Here is a 293-nt window from a genome sequence, read left to right as displayed (position 1 = left end):
GATATAAAGCGTTTCTAACCAACCCTCTACACGAGGGTGAATATGAATAAGTTGATCTTGATTATATTGCACATAGCCAACCGTTTTAACTTCATTTTGTAACGCTTTGTACTGTACTTTGGCGATTCTTACCCCGAGATTATTAACCACCGCTGGCGAAATAGTCACAGCACCTGGGCCATCTAAATTGCTACTACTGCCTGGTGCTTCATCGTAAACAGGCACTAAATCCATGCCCATTGGCGAAAGCCCGGGTTCATCACGTCGATAATTACTATCCATGGGTGCTACCC

The 293-nt window shown here is 44.0% G+C and carries 1 pseudogene; it reads right to left on the bottom strand.

Going from position 1 to position 293, the window contains the following annotated elements:
- Positions 1-293 (bottom strand): annotated as a pseudogene (locus AAEY62_RS21715) (efflux RND transporter periplasmic adaptor subunit); the annotation flags it as partial.

Origin of the sequence: Pseudoalteromonas sp. GW168-MNA-CIBAN-0100, from assembly GCF_040309225.1 — a bacterium.
In the GTDB taxonomy this organism is placed as follows: domain Bacteria; phylum Pseudomonadota; class Gammaproteobacteria; order Enterobacterales; family Alteromonadaceae; genus Pseudoalteromonas; species Pseudoalteromonas arctica.
The sequence above is the reverse complement of the archived record's forward strand: the minus strand, read 5'-3'. Positions and strand labels throughout refer to the sequence as shown.